Origin of the sequence: Streptomyces sp. NPDC050704, assembly GCF_040654355.1 — a bacterium.
Classification (GTDB): Bacteria; Actinomycetota; Actinomycetes; order Streptomycetales; family Streptomycetaceae; genus Streptomyces.
The window spans coordinates 48070-64993 of sequence record NZ_JBFAHW010000046.1 but is presented as its reverse complement, the minus strand read 5'-3'; the positions used below and the strand labels follow the sequence as shown (position 1 = coordinate 64993).

General features: G+C 66.8%; 16 protein-coding genes. 10 read left to right on the top strand and 6 right to left on the bottom strand.

The annotated features are described in order from the left end of the window. The first annotated feature begins 194 nt into the window (after positions 1-194). The 10 genes from AB0I18_RS26255 to AB0I18_RS26210 all read left to right on the top strand — a co-directional run bounded on the left by AB0I18_RS26255 (position 195) and on the right by AB0I18_RS26210 (position 10054). Positions 195-1514 carry an extracellular solute-binding protein gene (locus AB0I18_RS26255; RefSeq protein WP_363108023.1) on the top strand — a complete coding sequence of 440 codons (1320 nt, stop codon included), beginning with the start codon at positions 195-197 and terminating at the stop codon, positions 1512-1514. Continuing rightward, the gene (locus tag AB0I18_RS26250; RefSeq protein WP_363108022.1) at positions 1511-2434 is read left to right on the top strand and encodes a sugar ABC transporter permease; all 924 of its coding nucleotides are present in this window, start codon (positions 1511-1513) and stop codon (positions 2432-2434) included. Before AB0I18_RS26255 ends, AB0I18_RS26250 begins: the two co-directional genes overlap by 4 nt. Then, positions 2431-3336 (top strand): carbohydrate ABC transporter permease, encoded by a 906-nt coding sequence (locus tag AB0I18_RS26245; RefSeq protein ID WP_363108021.1) that lies wholly within the window; start codon positions 2431-2433, stop codon positions 3334-3336. Before AB0I18_RS26250 ends, AB0I18_RS26245 begins: the two co-directional genes overlap by 4 nt. Beyond that, entirely contained in the window at positions 3333-4364 is a 1032-nt protein-coding gene (locus AB0I18_RS26240; protein WP_363108020.1) for a LacI family DNA-binding transcriptional regulator, read from the top strand. Before AB0I18_RS26245 ends, AB0I18_RS26240 begins: the two co-directional genes overlap by 4 nt. A 326-nt stretch (positions 4365-4690) precedes the next feature. After that, on the top strand, positions 4691-5761 hold the full coding sequence (locus tag AB0I18_RS26235; protein ID WP_363108019.1) for a hypothetical protein: 1071 nt from the start codon (positions 4691-4693) through the stop codon (positions 5759-5761). Positions 5762-5960: 199 nt separating this feature from the next. Continuing rightward, entirely contained in the window at positions 5961-7052 is a 1092-nt protein-coding gene (locus AB0I18_RS26230) for a hypothetical protein (RefSeq protein ID WP_363108018.1), read from the top strand. A gap of 62 nt (positions 7053-7114) precedes the next feature. Beyond that, positions 7115-7843 carry an iron-containing redox enzyme family protein gene (locus AB0I18_RS26225; protein ID WP_363108017.1) on the top strand — a complete coding sequence of 243 codons (729 nt, stop codon included), beginning with the start codon at positions 7115-7117 and terminating at the stop codon, positions 7841-7843. Between the two features lie 68 nt (positions 7844-7911). After that, positions 7912-8628, top strand: coding sequence for a hypothetical protein (locus AB0I18_RS26220; protein ID WP_363108016.1), 717 nt, complete (start codon positions 7912-7914; stop codon positions 8626-8628). A 64-nt stretch (positions 8629-8692) separates the two neighbouring features. Beyond that, complete coding sequence (locus tag AB0I18_RS26215) at positions 8693-9799, top strand: M14 family metallopeptidase (protein ID WP_363108015.1); 1107 nt, start codon at positions 8693-8695, stop codon at positions 9797-9799. A gap of 21 nt (positions 9800-9820) precedes the next feature. Then, positions 9821-10054: a hypothetical protein gene (locus AB0I18_RS26210; protein ID WP_363108014.1), complete on the top strand. Its 234-nt coding sequence runs from the start codon at positions 9821-9823 to the stop codon at positions 10052-10054. Between the two features lie 79 nt (positions 10055-10133). Here AB0I18_RS26210 and AB0I18_RS26205 read toward each other — a convergent pair whose 3' ends face one another. From AB0I18_RS26205 to AB0I18_RS26180, 6 genes are all read right to left on the bottom strand, one after another. Next, complete coding sequence (locus AB0I18_RS26205) at positions 10134-11336, bottom strand: hypothetical protein (protein ID WP_363108013.1); 1203 nt, start codon at positions 11334-11336, stop codon at positions 10134-10136. Further along, complete coding sequence (locus tag AB0I18_RS26200) at positions 11333-12382, bottom strand: aspartate-semialdehyde dehydrogenase (RefSeq protein WP_363108012.1); 1050 nt, start codon at positions 12380-12382, stop codon at positions 11333-11335. Before AB0I18_RS26200 ends, AB0I18_RS26205 begins: the two co-directional genes overlap by 4 nt. Positions 12383-12434: 52 nt before the next feature. Continuing rightward, a complete protein-coding gene (locus tag AB0I18_RS26195; RefSeq protein ID WP_363108011.1) occupies positions 12435-13394 on the bottom strand; it encodes a helix-turn-helix domain-containing protein in 960 nt (319 codons plus the stop codon). Between the two features lie 86 nt (positions 13395-13480). After that, positions 13481-13888 (bottom strand): LuxR C-terminal-related transcriptional regulator, encoded by a 408-nt coding sequence (locus AB0I18_RS26190; RefSeq protein ID WP_363108010.1) that lies wholly within the window; start codon positions 13886-13888, stop codon positions 13481-13483. 188 nt (positions 13889-14076) lie between these two features. Continuing rightward, positions 14077-15534, bottom strand: a complete 1458-nt coding sequence (locus AB0I18_RS26185) for an aldehyde dehydrogenase family protein (protein ID WP_363108009.1) — start codon at positions 15532-15534, stop codon at positions 14077-14079. Between the two features lie 48 nt (positions 15535-15582). Then, positions 15583-16893 carry a hydroxyacid-oxoacid transhydrogenase gene (locus tag AB0I18_RS26180; RefSeq protein WP_363108008.1) on the bottom strand — a complete coding sequence of 437 codons (1311 nt, stop codon included), beginning with the start codon at positions 16891-16893 and terminating at the stop codon, positions 15583-15585. Positions 16894-16924: the final 31 nt, after the last annotated feature.

The following is a 16924-nucleotide window of genomic DNA, read 5'->3' as shown; positions in this document are numbered from 1 at the left end:
CCCAGCGGCGTGGGCCCAACATAACCGCACAGCAACAACCATTGACAAGTGTCCTGGATGTTTCTCTACTGTGAACGCTCACAGAAGCAGCACGGGCGATCCGAAGGGGCTGAAGCACCCCGGAGGCGAGCCGCGCAAGAAAAAAGGGGCAGGCCTCCGCAGCAGGCGGAGACCACGGTCAGGGAGACAGATCCATGCCACACACGAAGCTGCGTCGCCTCGTGAACATCTCGGTCGCCGTCACACTCGGCGCCACCGCTCTTGCCGCCTGCGGCTCCTCGGACGATGACAGCGAGGCCGACTCGGGGCCGGTCTCGCTGACGTACTGGTCCTGGACGCCGGGCATGGACAAGGTCGCCGACATCTGGAACAAGGGCCAGGGCAAGCAGGACCAGATCAAGGTCACGGTCAAGAAGCAGGCGTCCGGCGACACGCTCGTCACCAAGATCCTCACCGCGCACAAGGCCAAGAAGGCCCCGGACCTGGTCCAGGCCGAGTACCAGGCCCTGCCGACCCTCGTCAGCAATGACGCGCTCGCCGACATCGCCGGCGAGGTGGACGGCGTGAAGGACAAGTTCGCCGACGGCGTCTGGCAGCAGACGACGCTGGGCTCGGACGCGGTGTACGCGATCCCGCAGGACTCCGGGCCGATGATGTTCTACTACCGCGAGGACCTGTTCAAGAAGTACAAGCTCACCGTCCCCGAGACCTGGGACCAGTTCGCGGACACCGCCCGCGCGCTGAAGAAGGAGTCCCCGGAGACGGACCTCACCACGTTCTCCGCCAACGACTCCGGGCTCTTCGCCGGTCTCGCGCAGCAGGCGGGCGCCAAGTGGTGGACCACCGAGGGCCAGAAGTGGAAGGTCGGCATCGACGACGCGGCCTCGCAGAAGGTCGCCGACTTCTGGGGCGGTCTCGTCAAGGAGGGCGCGATCGACAACCAGCCGATGTACACGCCCTCCTGGAACAAGGCGCTCAACACCGGCAAGCAGATCGCCTGGGTCAGCGCGGTCTGGGCGCCCGGCACCCTGACGACCGCCGCGCCCGACACCAAGGGCAAGTGGGCCATGGCCCCGCTCCCCCAGTGGTCGGACGGCGAGAACGTGACCGGCAGCTGGGGCGGTTCGTCCACGGCCGTCACCACGGACTCCAAGAACAAGTCGGCCGCCGCGAAGTTCGCCGCCTGGCTGAACACGGACCCGGCCGCCCTGACCGCGCTCGCGAAGGAAGGCGGCATCTACCCGGCCGCGACGACCGCGCAGACCAGTGAGGCGTTCACCGAGCCGCCGGCCTTCTTCTCGAACCAGCCGGACTTCTACACCCAGGCCTCCGACATCGCGAAGACCACCGCGCCCTCCGCGTGGGGCCCGAACGTGAACGTCGCGTACACCACCTTCAACGACGCGTTCGGCAAGGCCGCCAAGAGCAAGTCGGACTTCGGTGCCGCCCTCAGGACGATGCAGGACGACACGGTCGCCGACCTCAAGAAGCAGGGCTTCGAGGTCGCGGAGTGACCAAGGCACGCCGGAGGTCGTACGGGGTCAAGGGGGCCCCGTACGCCTTCCTCCTTCCCGCAACCGTTCTCTTCGCCCTCTTCTTCGCGCTGCCCATCGGTTACGCGGTGTGGCTCAGCCTGCACAAGGTCCAGGTCAAGGGCCTGGGCCTGGGCGCCGGCGCCCGCAAGGAGGTCTGGGCGGGCCTGGAGAACTACACCGACTCCCTCACCGACTCCGAACTGCTCGCCGGAGCGCTGCGCGTGCTCGGGTACGGCGCCATCGTGATCCCGGTGATGCTCGGCGTCGCGCTGCTCTTCGCACTGATGCTCGACACCGACCGGGTCCGTCTCGCGCCGTTCACGCGGCTCGCGATCTTCCTGCCGTACGCCATTCCCGGCGTCGTCGCGGCGATGCTGTGGGGCTTCCTGTACCTGCCGGACGTCAGCCCCTTCTACTACGTTCTCGACAAGCTGGGCATGCCGCAGCCGGATCTGCTGGACGGCGGGCCGCTGTATCTCGCACTGTCCAACATCGCGGTGTGGGGCGGCACCGGCTTCAACATGATCGTCATCTACACCTCGCTGCGGGCCATCCCCGCCGAGGTGTACGAGGCGGCGAAGCTGGACGGCGCCACGCCGCTGCAGACCGCGCTCCGGATCAAGATCCCGATGGTGGCGCCCTCGCTTGTGCTCACCTTCTTCTTCTCGATCATCGCGACGCTCCAGGTGTTCAGCGAGCCGACCACCCTCAAGCCGCTCACCAACTCCGTCTCCACGACCTGGAGTCCGCTGATGAAGGTGTACCAGGACGCCTTCCGCAAGGGCGACATCCACTCGGCGGCCGCGACCGCGGTGATCATCGCCTTCGTCACGCTGCTGCTGTCCTTCGGCTTCCTGCGCGCCGCGAACTCCCGTAACAAGCAGGAGGAAGCACGATGAGTTCTCTTGCCGTCCGCAAGGCGGCCCCGGCCGCCGGCACCACGCCCGGCACCGCCCAGGGTCCGCCGCTGCGCCGCCGGATCGCCTTCGTCCCGACGCTCACGCTGCTGTTCGGCGCGATCTACTGTCTGCTGCCGGTGGCGTGGGTGGTGATCGCGGCGACCAAGTCGGGCCGCGAGCTGTTCTCGACGTTCACGTTCCTGCCGGGCACCGGCTTCGCCGACAACCTCAAGGACCTCAACGCCTACCGCGACGGCGTGTACTGGAAGTGGATGGGCAACTCCGCCCTCTACGCGGGCCTAGGCGCCCTCCTGTCGACGGCCGTCTCGGCGATCAGCGGCTATGCCCTCGCGATCTACCGCTTCCGCGGCCGCGAGACCGTCTTCAACATCCTGATGGCGGGCGTGCTGATGCCGCCGGTGATCCTCGCGATCCCGCAGTACCTGCTCATGGCCAAGGCCGACCTCACGGATTCGTACGCGTCCGTACTGCTGCCGCTGATCCTGTCCCCGTACGGCGTGTATCTCGCGCGGATCTACGCCGCCGCGGCCGTGCCCGCCGATGTCGTCGAGGCGGGGCGGATGGACGGGGCGAGCGAGTGGCGCATCTTCAGCCGGATCGCGCTGCCGATGATGATCCCCGGCCTGGTGACCGTCTTCCTCTTCCAGTTCGTGGCGGTGTGGAACAACTTCCTGCTGCCGTACATCATGCTCAGCGACGACGAGAAGTTCCCGATCACCCTGGGCCTGTTCACGCTTCTCGAACAGGGCTCCAACACACCGGCCCTCTACACGCTCGTGATCACCGGCGCGCTGCTCGCGGTCATTCCGCTCGTCGCGCTCTTCCTGGTCATCCAGCGGTTCTGGAGCCTCGATCTGCTGTCGGGAGCCGTAAAGTCGTGACCATGAGCCAATCGGGGGGCCGGCGCAAGCCGCCGACGATTCACGACGTCGCGCGCGAGGCGGGAGTCTCACGAGGGACCGTGTCGCGCGTGCTCAACGGCGGTCACTACGTCAGCCCCACCGCACAGGAGGCGGTCAACGCCGCCATCCGCAGAACGGGTTACGTCGTCAACCGGCACGCCCGCTCGCTGATCACCGGACGCTCGGACTCGATCGGCTTCCTGCTGACCGAGCCGCAGGAGAGGTTCTTCGAGGACCCCAACTTCAATGTCCTGCTGCGTGGTTGTACGCAGGCGCTGGCCGCGCACGACATCCCGCTGCTGCTGATGCTGGCGGGCACCGAGGACGAGCGACGCCGCATCACGCGGTACATCACCGCCGGCCATGTCGACGGCGTGCTGCTGGTCTCCAGTCACTCCGGCGATCCGGTCGCCGAGCAACTGCGGGACGCAGGCGTGCCGTTGGTCATGTGCGGCAAGCCCATCGGCGTCGGTTCCAAGGTGAGTTACGTCGCCGCGGACGACCGGGACGGTGCCCGGGACATGGTGCGCCATCTGGTGTCGCTCGGCCGTCGCCGCGTCGGCATGGTGACCGGCCCGCTGGACACGCCGGGCGGTGTCGAACGACTCGCGGGCTACCGGGAGGTGCTCGCCGAGACGGGCATCGACTTCGACGAACGGCTCATTGTCTCCGGCGACTACAGCCGGGCCAGCGGTGAGGCGGGCGCCGAGGTGCTCCTCGACCGGGTCCCGGACATCGACGCCGTCTTCGTCGCCTCCGACCTGATGGCGCAGGGCGTGCTGAGCGCCCTGCACCGGGCGGGCCGGAGCGTTCCCGGGGACGTCGCGGTGGGCGGCTTCGACGACTCCTCCGCGGCGGTCGCGGCGAGCCCCGAGCTCACCACGATCCGCCAGCCCTACGACCGCATCAGCTCCGAGATGGTGCGGGTGCTGCTCGCGCAGATCGGCGGGGAGGATCCGGCGGCGGTGATCCTGCCGACGGAGCTGGTCAAGCGCCAGTCGACCTGAACCGGAGTACAGCCCGACTCATCTGCCGGCAGGGTTCTGACCTGGGCTTTTGGCCTGGTCAGGGCCCTTTGTCGTGTCTGGGCACATCCTGCTTCCACCTGGGCGTTCCCGAGAGTTCCCGGATTCGGTCGCTGTGCGCTCGGGTCGTGGCCGGCGACGCGGGCCGGTTGGCCACGCCGCCTCGATGGCCGACGGCAACCACGTTGAAGTTGGGACGTATCCCGGTATTGCACCAGGAACTTTGTCCCATAGCGCAACGTGGCTCTCGTAAGCCAATGTGGTGAACACGGCGAGGGTAAATCGCAAAGGCCATGACGGGAGTCATCATGTCCGAACGAATTTCCATCGATCCCGGACGCCTCAGCCAGTTCGGCGAGGCCACGGGAAGCACCTTCTGCCTCGTCACGAACCCCGAACTGGTCGATCAGATCCAGGTCGTCGAGGCCGCCGCGTACAAGGATTTCCGTACCATCCCCATGGGAGTCGGCGATCGTTTTGAGGATCTTCTGGAGAAGAGCATCCCGGAACCGGCGCATGTTCTGGTGATCTCACCTCACAGGTTCTTCGAATCGCCGGACCCGGAGCGTGTCGGGCAGCGGAAAATCATGGGCATGGCATGCAACTCCACGCCCACCTCCATCGAGGAGATTCGTCACTTCCTCGGCATGATGGAGCGGACTTCGGCAGCCGATCAAGCGGCGTTTTGCGACACCTTCTTCGAGATCGCCGAAGAATCCGACCGTCTCGTGTACGCCGACCCCGTGCATGGCACTCGAGCCGAACTCGACCATCTCCGTGAAGGACTGGTGTGGAACCAACAGGCCGGGCCACTGGAGTGGGGCGACCAGCAGATCGTACCGTCCGGCGAAATCAGCGTTCTGCCGATCGAGATCAGGGAATTCGATGAGGCCCTGAAGCTGCCGCTGGAGGGCGAGATCACCCTCCGCGGATATCCGATCCTGCACAGCGGGACGCCTTCTTTCTCCCGCGCCGACCAGGCGCGTGTCCACGCCCGGCTGTGGGGCATGCGGGACAACGCGATCAAGGCCACCGTCGAGGACGGGCGGATCACCAGCCTGGAAGCGCTGGATCCGGGAGCCGCGCCCGCCATCGAGATGCTGGAGCACATGTTCGCGGTGGACTCCCGCTACCGGATCGTGTGGGAGATCGGCCACGCCCTCAACACCTCGCTGGACATCCTGCCCGGCAATCACGCCATGAACGAGGTGTACGGCGGCACGGAAGGCTGTCTTCACTACGGCCTCGGGCTCACTCCCTACACTCAATACCACCTGGACATCATTTCGCCGGACACGCGCGTCCTGAGCAGTAATGGACTCGCGCTGATCGGCCACCCAGACCACCCCACGGTCGAAAGGGTCGCCGCCATTGATTGAGGGGGCTGCCCACCGTCGTACCGTTCGGGGTGAATGAAAGAAAACCCATCAAAAGGAGATGACTGCAATGCGGAAGATCAAGGTGCAGAAGAACCGCAACTACCTGGGCACGCTGCTCGGCTGAGTCCCGACCCGCGGTGGGGCATTCTCAGATACCCCACCGCGGGGTACCCGTCTTATTTCACCAGGGAGCCTTCCCATGGCACCGTCGGAACTCACCACCGACCACTTCAGCCAGTTCGGCGATCCCGTCGAGACATTCTGCCTGATAACGAGTGAGGGAAGCGGAGAAATGACCGGGCTGCTTCCTGGCAGCGGCTATTCCCGCGTACACCACCTATCGCTACCACTCACCAAAAGTCTCGGCGAACTCCTTTCGGAGGGCAGCGTCCCGCCGGACGCACATGTGCTGGCCGTCTGCCCCGGCCGCTTCCTCGACTCGCCGTCACCGGACGACTTGGGCAAGCGCAAGCTGGCCGTGATGCCCGCCGGGTCCACACCGCTCACGACGGAGTACGTCGACTACTTCCTGCGGTCCGCGGTACGGACCGATACCGCCCTCCAGACCGCCACGGCCGAGGAGTTCTTCGAGCGAGTCGGGGACAGTGACGGGCTGACCATCGTCGACGACTCCACCGGCAGCGAGGCCACGTTCGACTACACGGCCGGGGACTGCGTCTGGAACCAGCAGGCGGGAGTTCTGGAACCAGGTGATCAGCAGATCTTTCCCTCGGGCAAGCTGAGCGTCACGGCGGCCGAGATCACCACGTTCGAGCCGGAGGCCCGGCTGCTCGGCCTCAACGGAGATCTGACTCTGCACGGGTGGCCCATCGTGCACCGGCACACGGACCCCACCGACGGCACCGATCAGCAGCGGCTCTTCGAAGCACTCACGCCCCTCGTTTCCCACCCCGTAACGCTACGCGTGGCCGGCGGATCGATCGAAGGCGTGACCCCGCGGTCCGCGGGTGCCAGGTCGGCCGCCGCCGCGCTGGAGAGCCTCCTCGACGACGACCCCCGTTATCGCGTCATCTGGGAACTCGGCTTCGGGATCAACACCACCACTGAGATCATCCCGGCGAACTGCGGCCCCAATGAGGTGTACGGCGCCACGAGCGGCGTGGTGAATCTGGGCCTGGGGATCACTCCCACCACGCGATTCGCGCTGGCCTTCCTGTGCCCCCGCAGTTCGCTGCTGACATCGGACGGCAACCCCGTTCTGGGCGCACGCAAGGCGGTGCGCCGAGGCCGGATGCAGCGGGTCTCCAGCGCGAGTTGCGGCTGCCACTGACACCGACCGTCCACGGTGCCGCCCCCACAAGCCATCGGTTGCAACAGGAGGGAAGCAAGCTCATGACGACCAGCCCCGAGCTGCGGAAGCGAGTCGACGCGCTCCTCGACACCTTCATCAAGGACTTCTACGACACGGTCCCGTTCGCCCAGCATCAAAAGGACTCCGCCGAGCTGAACCTGGACTACTACAAGCGCCACAACATCGAGACCATCCTGCGGCTCCGCAGGAAGCGGACCGTCGATGCCCTGGCCATCAAGTACTTCACCAAAGTGGATCCGGTGCAGGCCAAGGCGTGGGCGCACTACACGGACGACGAGATGCTGCACGACCGGCTGTTCGCCGCCGACCTCGCCAAGGTCGGCGTCGGCAAGGAGGAGATCTACTCCACGGAGCCGCTGCTCTCCACCAAGCTGCTCACCGGGTACCTCCAGTACGGCATGGAGTACGACGACAGTCCACTCGCGCTGATCACGAGCGTGTACTTCGTCGAGTACGTGACCACTCGAACCCAGCCCGACTGGCTGGACAACCTCGAGAACGTTCTCGGGCAGGAGAACGTGAAGGGCGCACGCGCCCACGTCAACACCGACCTCGACGACGACCACGACGACTTCGTGTGGCGGGTCATGTCCACGCTGGTCTCCACGGAGGCCGACGAGCAGAAGGTCGTCGAGCATCTGCATCACATCTACTGGCTGTGGAAGCTCTACTTCGTGGAGCTGCACCAGCTCACAGTGCTCGGCAGGACCGACGGCCAGATCCCTCTGCCCACCACCGCAGACGTCTGAGCATGTCAGCGGTGGGGGACAGGCACGGCCGAGCGACACCACGGACCAACGGGCGGCGGAGCGCGGAGGTGCTGCCTCTGCCGCCCGGCCGCGAGCTGTCGCCCGAGACCGAGAAGGCGATCGTGGACGGCATGGTGCGAGCCATGCCCGGCTTGCGCATGCGGGAACTGTTCGTTCTCCGCCGCGACATGCTGGCCGAGGCCGATTACATCGTCGTCGGCGTGGACCGGGAGCGGGACCGTGTCATCTCGCTGCTCACGTCCCGGTGGGTGGAGATTCCGTCGGGGAGGCCGTGTCTGCACGTCATGGTCCAGTTCGTCGGTGACGACTACCGCAACGGTTCCGTCTTCGGTGAGAGTTGGTCTGTTCACTTCGCTCGCCTGCTGGCCGATGGCAGCCGGTTTCCGGAGGTGATCGCGCTCAAGACGTACAACCCCGTCGTGCACTGCGCGATGTCGGCGTTCAGCGGGCACCCGGACATCAGCATGTACCCGGATCTCACGGGGGAGAGCCGCTGTCAGACGGCACTGGCCGCGGAGGTGGCCGAGGTGCTCGCGCCAGGGGCCGGCTTCGACCCGGCCCGGGGCCTCATACCGGGCATCGGCCGTCCGGTGGACCTCTACCGGGAACGGCCCACCAGCCATTCGCCGGAGGCCAACGCGTATTTCACCGCCCACGCAGATCCGGGCGACCGGGTGCTGTGCATCCTGCGTGTCCCCACGCAGGCCGGAGCGGACTCGATCCTCACCGCCTTGGGTGTGCCGCTGCCCTCGCGGCAGGGGTGAGCCGCATCCGCCTCAGGTCCCCGTCACACGGCACGTTTCGGAACTCAAGGAACGCGAGGCAGCGATGGCGTACGCATTCCCCTCCGACTACTCCCAGGCCCGTACGGAGTTCCTGCGCGCCGCGGAAGAGGCCCACGCACGGCTGAGAACCTTCACGCTGCCGCGGCATCGGGGACCCGACGGCGGCAGGCTCAGTGTCGACACCGCGTACCTCGGGCCGGCCGAACCGGCGAAGCTGCTGGTGACGGTATCGGGTACCCATGGCATCGAGGGTTTCTGCGGCTCGGCATGCCAGACCCGGATCCTGCTTCGGGAAGGGCTGGCGCGATCGGCCGGTCCGACCACCGGTGTACTGCTCGTCCACGCGCTCAATCCGTACGGCTTCGCCTATCTGCGGCGCGTCAACGAGGACAACATCGACCTCAACCGCAACTTCGTCGACCATGGCAACCCCCCGCACAACGACTCGTACGAGCATGTGCACACCACCCTCGTGCCGTCGAACGCCACCGGGTTCCCCGGCCCCGAACTGGTCAAGGGACTGACCGCGCTCCGCGACCGACTCGGTCCGCTGACCCTGCAGGAGGCCGTGACCCATGGTCAGTACCGGCACCCCGACGGCCTGTTCTACGGCGGTCGGCAGGCAAGCTGGTCCCGGGGGGTGTTCCGGACTGTGGTGGACGAGCAGATCGCCGGCGCGACGCACATCGGCTACATCGATCTGCACACCGGCCTCGGTGAGCGCGGCCTCGGCGAACCCATCTTCCGTGGCGGCCGTGATGCCGGTGCCCATGACCGGGCTCGGCGCTGGTACGGAGACGCTCTCACCGTGTCGGAAGAGGGGACCTCGTCTTCCACTCCGATCGTCGGGAACACCGCGACCGCGGTGTCGGACGGCCTCGGCCCCGACCGCGAGCTCACCGCGATCACCTTGGAGTTCGGCACCCAACCGGGTCCCGAGGTGCTCTTCGCGTTGTGCGCGGACAACTGGCTGCACCTGCACCACACGCCGGCTGACGCGGTCCGCTCCGAGCTCAAGCATCTGATCCGGACGGCGTTCAACCCCGCGGACGACGACTGGTGGCGTGCTCGGGTATTCCAGCGCGCCCGACAGGTCTTCCAACAGGCCCTCGCGGGGCTCGCCGACTCGAAACCGGGAGAAGCCACGTGACCTGTAGCAGTACGCGGACCAGTGAAGGACGAGAACGGTCTTCAGCAGGGTGCCGTCCAGGATCACGAAGGCTTTCCGCACGGTCTTCATCGCCTCGGTCAGGGTCGGCGCGGCGGCGGCCAGGATCGCGACGCCGATGCCGAACCCCGCGGCGAGCCGCGTGGTCAGGTAGCGCAAGGTGCGGCCGGACAGATCGGTCGACGAGGGGTGGGCAAGCAAGCGAAGCTCCTGGCGGACACGGGTGATCTTGGGTGATGCAAAATTGTCCCCGCCCGGGCTCGCCGTCGGCGCGCTGTCGGACGTCCTTCGCGTGGAGGCACAGCGGCCAGGCCGGCTACCTGGACGCTCTTCCGTTCCGGTGTGCCGGGAACGGTTCTGAGCCGACGAGGACATCGCTGTGTGGGGAGCGTGCCTTGGCAGCTGCCGGACGGGCCGGCCCGGGGGGAGCCGCCAGGTCCGGATACAGCAGGGCGTGGCACCGGCGAGCCTGGATGGCGGCATCGGTGCGCCGCACGAGTACATGGTCGTCCCGGCCGTCGGCCCGCACGGTGGTGATCGGACACAGATCGTCGTGCCGTCGGCCGGCACCGAGGTGCCGGGCCGCGCTCCGGACTCCCGACGGCACCAGGAGATAGGTGCCGCTCGCGGTGTCGAGCTCCGTGACGTACAGGCCTTCCGCCCGTAACTCCGCCGCCGCTGCCCGGCGCTTTGATGCGGCCCGGAAGCGCCAGACCTCAGTGTTCCCGCCCACGATCACCGCCGCCGCCTCCGGGCCCACGCCCACCACCGTCCCGCCTCTCCCGTCACCGTCCCAGGGAAAGGGCCGGCAACGCAGCCGCACCCCGGCACGCTCCGCCCAGTCCACGGCGTTTCCATGGACGACCTTCGCGCCGTGGCGGGACATCCGGCGCACGCCTTCGTAGCTGATCCGGCGAAGTGTCCGTGCCTCCGGTACCAGGTAGGGGTCAGCGGTGCACACACCCGGCACGTCGGAGAAGAGTTCACAGGTGACGGCGCCCAGAGCCGCGGCCACGGCCACGGCCGAGAGATCGGAGCTGTTGCGTCCCAACATGACGGTCCGTCCGTCCGCGTCGACCGCCTGGCCTCCTGGTATGACCACGACCGGGCATGTGTCCAGCGCCGTCCGTAGCGCGGTGGGGTCGGTGTGGCTCAGTTCTCCCCGGTCAGGACGGCCACCGGAGAACAGGCCCGTGTCCACCGCGGGTACCGGGTGAGCGGGTACGCCCTCGGCGTGCAGCGCGGCCGCGAGCAGGGCGACACTCACCGTCTCGCCGGTGGTCAGGAGCATCGCGGCCGCCTCCGCGGGCGGGTCGGGGGCCAGCGTGTCCAGGGCCTGCTGGAGCCTGCCCGTCGTACCGGACATCGCACTCACCACGATGGCCAGGGGGCGCCGCACCTCGCTGACTAGGCGTGCCGCGTACCGCGCCACGTGTGTGTAGCCGGTCAATTCCGCGAACGCCGAACCCCCGAACTTCATGACGAGGGGAGGGCTCTTCGCCACGGCTTCCGTCGTCATCCCAACCACCCGTAACTCACGCCCAGTTCAACGATCTGTAGCGCATTCAGCGCGGCACCCACCCAGAGGTTGTCGGCGACGATCCACACCGCCACCGCCCGCGGGTCCTCCGGCTCGACGCGTATCCGGCCGACGTGGACCTTCACCCGGTCCTCAGCTTCTCCGAAGACGAAACGCGGCATCGGGTACGGAGAACCGGCCGACCGACCGTAGACCCGCAGGTCGCACGCGTTCGCCAACGCCTTCTCGACGGCCTCGCCGGTGACCGGCTCGCGCAGCCTGATGTGAACCGCCTCCGAGTGGCAATGGAAGACCGGCACCCGGACCGCCGTAGCGCTCACACGCAGATCCGGCAGGCCGAGGATCTTGCGTGGCTCCCGGACGAGTTTGCGCTCCTCGTGGGTGAGTCCGGTCTCGTCCCGCAGGCCGACCTCGGGCACGAGGTTGAACGCCAGCGGCTGCCCGAAGCGCCCTCCGGGTTCGCTCTGCGTCCCCGGATCGGACAGCAGCTTCGCGGAATCGCCGGCCAGTTCGGCCAGTCCGCGCAAGCCTCCGCCCGACGCCGCCTGGTAGGTCGCCACCACGACGCTCTCCAGCCCGGCGAGCTCATGCAACGGGTGCAGCGCGCGGACGAGTTGGATGGTCGAACAGTTCGGATTGGCCACGATGCCGCCGGAGGGTCGACGAGCAAGTGCGTGCGGATTGACCTGCGGTACGACGAGGGGGACGTCCGCTCTCATCCGGAACGCGGAGCTGTTGTCGACCACCAGAACCCCTGCCGAGGTCAGGCGCTCGGCCTCCCGTGCACTCACCTCCGCCCCGGCGCAGAAGAGGCCCACATCAAGATCGTCGGGGGCGAGTTCCTCGACGGTCGTCAGCGGGTCCAGGGGCAGGTCCAGGCCGAACTCGGCGCCTACGTCGCGGCCGACGCTACGAGGCGATCCCACCGGCAGCACCCGCTCCACGGGCACGATCCCGCGATCCAGCAGGGCCAGACACTCCCTGCCGACGGCCCCGGTGGCTCCCACAATCGCGATGCTGAGCACGTTCCCCTCCTCAGATCGTGCCGGCCCGGGGCAGGCACGGCGTGGGTTTCCTTCACGTGCGCGAGCCCCGGAAGGCGCGTCGGTATGCGTTCGGGGTCGTGCTGAGCGATTTCACGAACTGGTGTCGAAGGGCGGCCGCGTTGGCGAAACCCGTCCGGGCCGCCACACCCTCGATGGTCTCGTCCGTGGTCTCCAGGAGTTGCTGGGCGCTGAGCACCCGCTGTGTCAGCAGCCAGCGATAGGGAGTGGTACCGGTCTCCGAACGGAAGCGGCGGGCGAAGGTGCGTGGCGACATGCATGCCCGGGCCGAGAGCTGATCGATGGTGATCTCCTGGTCCAGATGCTCATCCGCCCAGGCCAGTACGGCGCGGACTCCGTCCTCGCGGTACTCCACCACCGGCCTTTCGACGTACTGGGCCTGGCCACCGTCCCGGTGCGGAGGGGCCACCATGCGGCGTGCGATGGCATTGGCGACCTCACTGCCCTGGAGTTTGCGCACGAGGTGGAGGCAAGCATCGATCCCGGCGGAAGTGCCGGCCGAGGTGATGACCGGGTCCTCGTCCACGTACAGCACGCCCGGCTCGACCCGCGCCTTGGGGCAGCGCTGTGCCAGTGCGTCGGCGTACCGCCAGTGCGTGGTGCAACGGCGGCCGTCGAGCAGTCCGGCGGCGCCGAGGACGAAGGCACCGACACAGACGCTGAGCACCCTGGCACCGCGCTCCACCGCACGGCGTAACAGCTCCAGGAGGGCCGGTGGAAACTCCCTGGCATGGAAGTCGTCCCCCACCGGGATGGCGATGAGGTCGGCTTCCTCCAGGCGATCGAGTCCGTACGGGGTGCTGATGGTGAACCCGGGGACCGCCCGTACGGGTGACGGCTCCGCAGCCACAAGTGCGAAGTCATAGGCGGGCAGTCCCTCCTCTTTGCGGTCGATGCCGAATACTTCGCACACGACACCGAGCTCGAAGGGATGGACGTTGTCGAGGAGGACTGCGGCTACGTTGTCAAGCATGATGACCAATATGGCAAAGGTTCGTGGTGGTGTGAAACACATTCCCACGCACCCCCGGGCATGGGAATGGTCCGTCGGTCACCGAGTCAGTTCTGATCACTCGTGCGAACATGCGGCCGGAGGCCATGATCGACATTTTCATCGATCGCGACGATCCCGCTCCGGATCCCCATGACCACCGCTTGCGTACGGTCGGCCGCCCCTACCTTCGAGAAGACCGCGGACAGATGGTTTCGAACTGTCTTCTCGGATATTCCGAGCGAACTGGCCACCCGCCTGTTCGAATTTCCCCGCGAAACCAGCACCAGGACTTCGCGTTCGCGCGTCGTCAGATGCGAAAGTGCCTCGCGAGACGTCGGATCCGGGTCGGGCACGGGCGTACTGAATCCAGGATTCCGCTCGTCGCCGTCATCGTCGAGCAGCTCGTCGATCATCTTTTCCTGGGCAACCAGCGCGGTCTGAAACTCACTCAACGCCTGGTGCATCTTGTTCATCGTGTCCGTCAACACCGCGGCGACCTGCGGTGGCGCGCCACACCTTTCACAGCACCTCTGCTCAGGTAACTCCCTGACTCGTCCCTGGTGAATTATTCCCATGGGTAAGCCCTCTCTGCGAATCTGAAAGACAGACTGCGCTCATCGGACGGGGTACCGGTGTTCTGCGACGCAAGCTGGTCTATTGCTTATGCGTGAGCCCGTGTGTGCATCGCCACAGTTTTACATCGCGTGTATTCGCGCAGCGCTTCAAGGCCCTTTTCGATCCCGATACCGGAGCGCTTGTATCCCCCGAAGGGGAGTTCCACTCCTCCGGCCGCGCTGTAGTTGTTCACGAAGATCTGTCCCGCCCGCAGCCGCTGGGCCAGCCAATGGGCAGTGGTCACGTCGGACGTCCAGACCCCGGCGGCCAGACCGTACGTGGTCTGCTCCGCGAGTTCGACGCCTTCCTCGATCGAGTCGAAGACCGACACACACAGGACCGGGCCGAATATCTCCTCGTTGAACACTGTGTGGGCGGGTGTCACCTGGTCGAGAATCGTGGGTTCCACGTAGAACCCGTCCGCGTACTCGGCGCCCCGGGGCACTCCGCCGCCGACGCTGACGACGCAGTCGCGCCGGCCCTCCGCCAAGTAGCCGAGCACTCTGTCCCGCTGCTTTGCGGAGATGAGCGGCCCCATGTCGGGATCGGTGGCCCCCGGGCCGATGTGCAGCGAGCGGAAGGCCTCAGTCAGTGCCGACAGCAGCTCGGAGTGCACGGACCTGTGCACGAGTAGCCGGCTGCCGGCCGAACAGTTTTGACCCGCGTGCTCGGTGATCGATTCGACGATCAGCGGCACGGCGCGTTCGGCGTCGAAGTCCGGAAGCACGATGTGCGGCGACTTCCCGCCGAGCTCCAGGGTGACCGGAACGATGTTCCGCGCCGCTGCGGTCATCACCACCTCGCCGATCTCCCGCGAGCCGGTGAACGCCAGCCGGTCCACTCCGGGGTGGGCGGTGAGCGCGGCACCCGCTTCTTCCCCGTAACCGGGCACGACATTGAGCACACCCGCAGGGAGCCCTGCCTCGATAGCGATTCCCGCCAGTCGGAGCGAGGTCATCGGTGCGTCTTCGGCGGGTTTGAGCACACAACAGTTTCCGGTCGCCAGAGCGGGCGCGACGGTTCTGGCCGCGACTTGCAGGGGGTAGTTCCACGGGATGATGTGCCCGCATACCCCATACGGTTCACGGAGAGTGAAGGCCAACAGGTCCCGTTCCGGCAGAATGGCATCTCCGGAGAGACCCTCCACCGCACTGCCATAGAATTCGAAGTAGCGTGCGGCGACGTCTATGTCGACCAGGGACTGACTGATCGGCTTACCCGTGTCGAGAGTTTCCAAATGGGCCAGTTCCGAGCGTTCGGCGCGCAGTCCCTCGGCGATCCTGCGGCAGACCCGGGAACGATCCGCCGCATTCGTGAACCGCCATATCGTCTCATACGCCTGCCGGGCCGCCTCCACCGCTTCCGCGATCTGGTCCGCGCCACAGCGAGCAACTCGAGCGAAGGGAAGGGCATTCGAGGGATCTATGACGTCGATCCACTTGTCCGTGGGAACTTTCTTACCCGATATGACAGCCGCGCGCTCCAGTAGTTCCGCTTCAATCACGGGAACATCAAGCTCCTTGGTGTGGGGGGAAGACACAAGGCGCGTTGGTCAGCCTGCCATGGATCCAGCCAGAATCCTCCGGAGATCATGAGCGGTGACCCCGCGTGGGCAGCACACGAGCAACCGCTGTTGCTTGAGTGCGCCCTCAACGAGCTCAGGAAGATCGTGCGGAGTGTATCCGAAGTCGGCAAGCCCCGCGGGCCCCCCGGTATCGGCCACAATGCTGTTCAACGTGGCCGGAAGCACATCTTTCCCGCTCGTTGTCGAAATGCCGTTGAGGTTCGCACCCAGTAATTCGGCGGCCCGCAGATGGCGTTCTGGAGACGTCGGGTACGTGAATGCGAATGCCTCGGCGGCGGTGGCCACGACCGCGGATCCGTGGGGCACCATCGCATGATCGACCGCGTACCCGTGGGGGCGGTATTCGCGGACCGAACCGGCGACCGGATACGCGCAGGCGTGCGGAATGTGAGTGCCGGCGTTACCGAAACCCATCCCCGCGAAGGCGGCCGCTTGGCTCATCCCCGTGCGCGCCTCCAGGTCATCGGGGTTGAGCACGGCTCGTCTGAGATAGCGACCGACCAGGCGCAGCGCCTGTTCGGCCCATACATCACTGATCGGGTTTGCGCCGATGTACAACGGCCGGGCCGCGGGGGCGGGGTACGGGGGGCGGCGGTCGTAGGGACGGGCGGTGTAGGACTCACAGGCGTGAGTCAGCACGTCGTACCCCGAGGAGGCGGTGACGGCCGGAGGCAGTGTGAGGGTATTCGCCGGGTCGACCAAAGCCAGGGACGGCAGCAACCGCAGATCGCTGATCCCCGTTTTCACGTTCATCCCCGTGACACCGAGGGCAACCATGGCCGTGCACTCGCTCCCACTCCCGGCCGTGGTGGGCACGGCCACGAGCGGCTTCAGCGGACCGGGGATCGGGGCGCCGGCGCCCACCGGCACGTTCAGGTATTCGCGCACCGAGCGGCCGGGGTAGCTGAGCAGCAGGTTCAGCATCTTGGCCGTGTCGATCGAACTTCCACCGCCCAGACCGACGTAGGCGTCCACCTCGATGGCTTCCAGTTCTCGTGCGGCGTGGGTGCAACTCTCGTCGGTGGGCTCCACCTGCGCCCGGTCGAAGATCGATACCGAGATCCCCTCGTGTTCGATCTGCTTGGCGACCCGGGGGGACAGCCCCAGCCCGCTCAGCACCGGGTCGGTCACCAAGAGCACCGACCGAGCGCCGATCCTGGCCAGCTCGTAACCGATCTCGTGGGTGGCGCCGACACCGAATTTCAGCGGAGGTGCCTGCCAGCCGACGATTCTTTCGTGCTCTGGCTGATTCTCGCTGATCCACGCAGTCGGCTCCACCGTCTACCCTCGCTTCCGCAAGTGGGCGTTT

Bases quoted from the DNA above. Each gene is read 5' to 3' on its own strand.
- AB0I18_RS26205 (WP_363108013.1), bottom strand. From the start codon at position 11,336: ATGACGACGGAAGCCGTGGCGAAGAGCCCTCCCCTCGTCATGAAGTTC.
- AB0I18_RS26215 (WP_363108015.1), top strand. From the start codon at position 8,693: ATGGCGTACGCATTCCCCTCCGACTACTCCCAGGCCCGTACGGAGTTC.
- AB0I18_RS26195 (WP_363108011.1), bottom strand. From the start codon at position 13,394: ATGCTTGACAACGTAGCCGCAGTCCTCCTCGACAACGTCCATCCCTTC.
- AB0I18_RS26190 (WP_363108010.1), bottom strand. From the start codon at position 13,888: ATGAACAAGATGCACCAGGCGTTGAGTGAGTTTCAGACCGCGCTGGTT.
- AB0I18_RS26255 (WP_363108023.1), top strand. From the start codon at position 195: ATGCCACACACGAAGCTGCGTCGCCTCGTGAACATCTCGGTCGCCGTC.
- AB0I18_RS26230 (WP_363108018.1), top strand. From the start codon at position 5,961: ATGGCACCGTCGGAACTCACCACCGACCACTTCAGCCAGTTCGGCGAT.
- AB0I18_RS26245 (WP_363108021.1), top strand. From the start codon at position 2,431: ATGAGTTCTCTTGCCGTCCGCAAGGCGGCCCCGGCCGCCGGCACCACG.
- AB0I18_RS26235 (WP_363108019.1), top strand. From the start codon at position 4,691: ATGTCCGAACGAATTTCCATCGATCCCGGACGCCTCAGCCAGTTCGGC.
- AB0I18_RS26225 (WP_363108017.1), top strand. From the start codon at position 7,115: ATGACGACCAGCCCCGAGCTGCGGAAGCGAGTCGACGCGCTCCTCGAC.